Source organism: Deinococcus humi (genome assembly GCF_014201875.1).
Classification (GTDB): Bacteria; Deinococcota; Deinococci; order Deinococcales; family Deinococcaceae; genus Deinococcus; species Deinococcus humi.
This window is the reverse complement of sequence record NZ_JACHFL010000046.1, coordinates 1-4,514: the sequence shown is the minus strand read 5'-3', so window position 1 is coordinate 4,514 and position 4,514 is coordinate 1. Positions and strand designations below refer to the sequence as shown.

4 protein-coding genes and 1 pseudogene are annotated in these 4,514 nt (G+C 61.8%); 3 read left to right on the top strand and 2 right to left on the bottom strand.

Annotated features, from left to right (window positions below):
- Positions 1 to 493: 493 nt before the first annotated feature.
- Together HNQ08_RS26860 and HNQ08_RS26855 are read right to left on the bottom strand one after the other, a co-directional pair.
- Entirely contained in the window at positions 494 to 1,213 is a 720-nt protein-coding gene (locus HNQ08_RS26860) for a hypothetical protein (RefSeq protein WP_184138508.1), read from the bottom strand.
- Positions 1,214 to 1,306: 93 nt separating this feature from the next.
- Positions 1,307 to 2,268: pseudogene (locus HNQ08_RS26855) on the bottom strand (transposase).
- Here HNQ08_RS26855 and HNQ08_RS26850 point away from each other — a divergent pair.
- The 3 genes from HNQ08_RS26850 (at position 2,261) to HNQ08_RS26840 (ending at position 4,289) form a co-directional block, all read left to right on the top strand.
- Positions 2,261 to 2,506, top strand: a complete 246-nt coding sequence (locus HNQ08_RS26850) for a hypothetical protein (protein WP_184138506.1) — start codon at positions 2,261 to 2,263, stop codon at positions 2,504 to 2,506. The pseudogene HNQ08_RS26855 and the gene HNQ08_RS26850 sit on opposite strands and share 8 nt — an antisense overlap.
- 153 nt (positions 2,507 to 2,659) lie before the next feature.
- Entirely contained in the window at positions 2,660 to 3,727 is a 1,068-nt protein-coding gene (locus tag HNQ08_RS26845; RefSeq protein WP_184138504.1) for an alpha/beta hydrolase family protein, read from the top strand.
- A gap of 247 nt (positions 3,728 to 3,974) precedes the next feature.
- Positions 3,975 to 4,289: a PadR family transcriptional regulator gene (locus HNQ08_RS26840; protein ID WP_184138502.1), complete on the top strand. Its 315-nt coding sequence runs from the start codon at positions 3,975 to 3,977 to the stop codon at positions 4,287 to 4,289.
- Positions 4,290 to 4,514: the final 225 nt, after the last annotated feature.

Genomic DNA, 4,514 nt, shown 5'->3' with positions numbered 1-4,514 from the left:
GGCGGGCACAGTGGCGTGGACGACCACCGCGGGATCGGACTGGTGGTGGAGGAATCACCGGTTGAACAAGCGCCCACAGGTCATCGGGTACGAGCGGCTCGACCATATCTGGAACATAGCCCGGCCCGTTCTGTCCTCAGGCTCTAAGACAGAGTTTTTTGGCAGTGACTTTTCCCGCGCTGGGACGGCGTGAACCTGTCATTTCGCGGCTCGCTATTTCGCAAGTGTTACCAAGGCGCCGGAGGCGCGGCGACTGGTCAGGCCGGGATAAACCGAAAACCCGCAGCAGCACGGATAAAAGATGGCGCTCGCCGCTTGGCAGGCCGAAAGATGTTCAGGAAAAGCACCTTCAATCTTTCGGCTCCGCCGTTGAGTGTTGCGCCACCTGAACCGGGTTCAAGGGTAAAGGCCGCAAGCGGCCCGCTCCGCGCCCTTGATCCCTTCCCAGAACACCAGACAGCAATTAAAAGACAAAACAAACAAAAAGCCCGTGTCAGACAGAATTCATTGCGTTCGGGTTATGACGTATCAACCCGCGCCCGGCCCCCCCCGCGCCCCCGACCCCTGGCCGGGGACGCTGGAGGGCGCAGGACACAGGCAATGAGTCAGCAGCATTATTCAGGACCAGTTTGTTCTTTGGTGGACGGAAGCGGGCCAGCATGTTGTCCACATCGGCCCAGGTGCCAGCCCGCAAAACCTCCAGAACCAAACCGCGCAATTTGTTGTCGAGGATGACTTTCCAGTCTTCTACCGTGATACGCGCCAGAAGCACGTCCTCAGCGTCTACGGAAGCGGCTAGTGCCTCATCAGTATCGTCTTGGTCATCATTCAGCCCTAGACGTTCCTTCAAACCAGGGGACCAGTTGAGCTGAGCGCGGCCCTTGAACGCCTCTACAAATTCCTTCCAGAGCATCCCAGCATGGACGTCGCCCTGGTGGAAGTCTGCAAGGAGCTGCCAGGGGGAGCGACCACCCCGGCCAGCAGTCTTGAGATGGCCCTTCGCCAGCTCGTCAGCCGCCCCCCAGCGGCGCCGTTTGACGATCTCTTCTAGTTCGCGGTCAGCTCCAAACTTCGTTACGTAACCCGTCACCGGGCAAACATGCTCGATCTCTTCGTGAACAGTCCGAAGATTCTTCTCCTCGAAGTTGCCGCGAATTGCTCCCAGGAAGCTAAATGCTTTCCTAGAGGGAGCTTTTCCCATGATCTTAAACACGCGAGCTTCCCACTTTGCCCAGACTTTGTGCTGCACCAGGTCTAGCGCCTGGTCATCAAGGGGGGCAGCAGCTCTGTACCGGACATCTTTCCTTTAAACCCCGTCTGGCATGGGAAATGGAGTCCTCAGCAGCTTGATCAGGCAAGGCAACTCGGGCAGCATCCAGCGCAGCGCATGGCCGAGACGTTCGGCGCCGTACCGCACCAGGCTCATGGCCGCCCGGCCATGAGCCTTCACCTTGACTGGCCCCTGTGCCTGGAGCCACACGCCCACCCGCAGGCCGCTCACCCACGCCAGGATGACCAGCCCGAAGAGACGTTCCAACCGTTCAGGGCGAGTGATGCCCGTGCGCTCCAGGTCAAAGCCGCGGACCTTGAGGCTCGCGAAGGTGCACTCCACGGTCCAGCGCGCCCGGTACAGCACACAGGTGTCCCAGACGCTGAAATCCGTGGCGATGGCCACCAGGTCCCCTGCAGGGGACCTGGTGGCGACGACTTGCATCACCTCACCGTGGACGTGGGCCCGTTCCGCCAGGCACCGCACTTCCCCAACGTTCAGATCACCGAACCACTCGTCCACGCGCAGCTCGTCGATGACGGCGTTTTTTCGGATGCGGATGGCCCGTTTGATGTTCTTGCGCCTCAGAAAGCGGAACCACTCGCCGCCGATGAATGCTCGGTCGGCGCCCAGGCCCTTCCAGCGGGCCGCTGGAAGGGCCTGCAACAGTCGTGAGACCAGCTGAATACACTTCACGGTGCCGCTGTTGCCGTCATGGTCCAGCGCGGTCCAGACGAGTGGCACGGTGTACCCGTGGAGGACGACGCCAAGGACCAGGAGATTCAGGGGGGATTCCCCACGTTCCCAGGTGGTGCGGTCCAGGCTGAGCAGCAACTTCCCTGGAGGCAGTCAGGCCAGGAGAAACGCCAGGAAGCCGGGCTCTGTGAGCTGAGGATCCCGGCAACCTCGTTCCACCCGGCGTTTCTTCGCTTCGATGGAACTCGTGCCGGGGAGATGAGCACACAGGTCATCTGATTCACGCTCCTGGCCGTGACCATCGCGAAGACGATGTCCCAGGGCACGCTGCAGCGTGTCGTGGCGCAGGAAAGGGACGCAGGCTTTGAAGTGGCCCTTCAGTTCGCTCCGCTGGAGGTCGGCGGGTTTTGGCGTGGGTACACACCCAAGACACCGCCATTTGTCGTGCCGGTTCGCAACCAGTCACACGTTCAGGGATTTGCCGTCCAGCACATTCTCAATATGGAGTTGTCCGGTACAGAGCGACACTTGAACCAGTGATCGTGACGGTCCAGACTGTGTGATTTTAAGTACGGCCTTTCAAATCCTCCACAGCGTGATCTGTTACGTTGAACCATGCGTCAAATCACGTTGACCCTTGCCTTCGCTCTTAGTCCTTGCGCTGCGGCGGGTGGCTCAGGTGGCCCCGTACCGGTGCCTCCATCCCTCCAGCGCACAAATACCACTCTGAACTTTGGGGATTTCACGAGTGCGGCACAGTGGACCTATCCCGCCGCGCAGGCTGAGAAGCTGCCCGCCGTGCTGCTGATTCACGGGTCTACCCCCGCCGACATGGATTTCACCGTCACTGGCTCCGACGGCAAGGTGCTCAGCCGCATCTTCGCCGACATCTCGCAGGGTCTCACCCGTCAGGGGATCGCGGTGCTGCGCTACAACAAGCACTACGTCAGCGGCCCCGGCCAGGTGGACTACCAGAGCTTTTACACCAAGGCCGATCTGAACACCTTTCTGAAGGACGCCGAGACCGCCTTGGACGCCATCAAGGCCAACCCGCGTGTCGATCCCGAGCGCATCTATGTGTACGGCTGGAGTGAGGGCAGCACCGTCGCCGCCGCCCTGGTGAACAAGCACCCGGAGGTCGCAGGGTTGATCTTACAAGCGCCTGTGACGCTGCCGTGGGCGGAACTGTTCGACAAACAGCTCACAGACGTGCAACTGCCGTACCTGAAGCAGGTGGTACCGGGGGGGCTGACCAACCAGAACCTGACCGTGGCCTACACCGGCCCCGGGGGTCTGGTCGCCACCAGTGCCCTGACGTTTGCCCTGAACCAGGAGAGCCTGACCGCCGGGAAGTACGAACTGAATCTGGCCGCTTTCGATCAGAACAAGAACGGCGTCGTGGAGCTGGACAGCGAATACCTGCCTGGCGCACGCGCTGTTCTGAAGGTCTTGATCGAGACGCCACAAGCGCCCCTGAACATCTACTCTCGCGCCCGTGCCCTGCCAGTCACGACGGCCCAGGCTCCCTTGATCAAGGTGCCGGTCCTGATCCTGCAAGGCCAGAACGACGCCAACACGCCCGCAAAGTACCTGAACGCCCTGACCGACGCCCTCAAGAAGAACCAGGTCTCGGCTACCGTGAAGCTGTACCCTGGCCTGGGGCATAGCCTAGGGAAAGCGCCCAGCATCATTCAGGACAACTTCCAGCCCATCGAGCCGCAGCCCATCAACGACGCGGCGGTTTGGATCAAGGGACGCTGAGCAATCTTGGCAAAGCTGCTTCGTGCTTCGGCGGGAGGATGGCTTGCGTGTCCCGCATGAGACGATGAATCCTGCAAGCAGACCTTGAACGTTGGATTTTGGCCGCACAGCGTCCTGGCCGCCCTGGCCCATCATCTTGCCCAGACCTGAACGGCGTTCAAGTGTCGTTGAGGTCGCTCGAGTCCTCTGAGGCCCTTCGCCAATACCTCTAGCCGAGATACATCCGATTGAGAGGTATGCTGCGGCCATGAACACCCGCGAGCAGTTGCGCCTGCTGATCCTGGCGGTGCTGGAACGGCAGCCGGAACACGGCTACGCCATCGCCCAGGCCATCAAGGCGCGCAGCGAGGGTCTGCTGCAGGCCCGTGAGGGCACCCTGTACCCGGCGCTGCACGCGCTGGAGGCCGAAGGACTGGTGGAAAGCCAGGAACACGAGATCGGCGGACGGGTGCGCCGCGAGTACCGCCTGACACAGAAGGGCGGTGGGGCGCTGGCCAAATCGCGCCGCCAGTGGGCCGCACAGGTGCGGGCCGTCGGCGCGGTGATCGGTGGGCCGGTATGAAAGCCAGTGAATGGCTGGTGCGGGCCACGCAGGACTTGCCCACCGGGGTCACGGCCCGCGTCAAGGCCGATACGCTGGCCCACTTGGGGTCTGACTAGCGCAGGAACAGGAATCCGCCCTTGGCACACAGGGGTTGTGGCAAGTTGTTGGGGTAGGGTGACGCGGTGCTGAGTGGTCAGAAGCTTCCTGGGTACCGATTCCCTCTCGCCGTGATCGGCTACGCCG

Excerpts from the sequence above, each read along its gene's own strand:
- HNQ08_RS26840 (WP_184138502.1), top strand. The coding sequence starts at position 3,975 with ATGAACACCCGCGAGCAGTTGCGCCTGCTGATCCTGGCGGTGCTGGAA.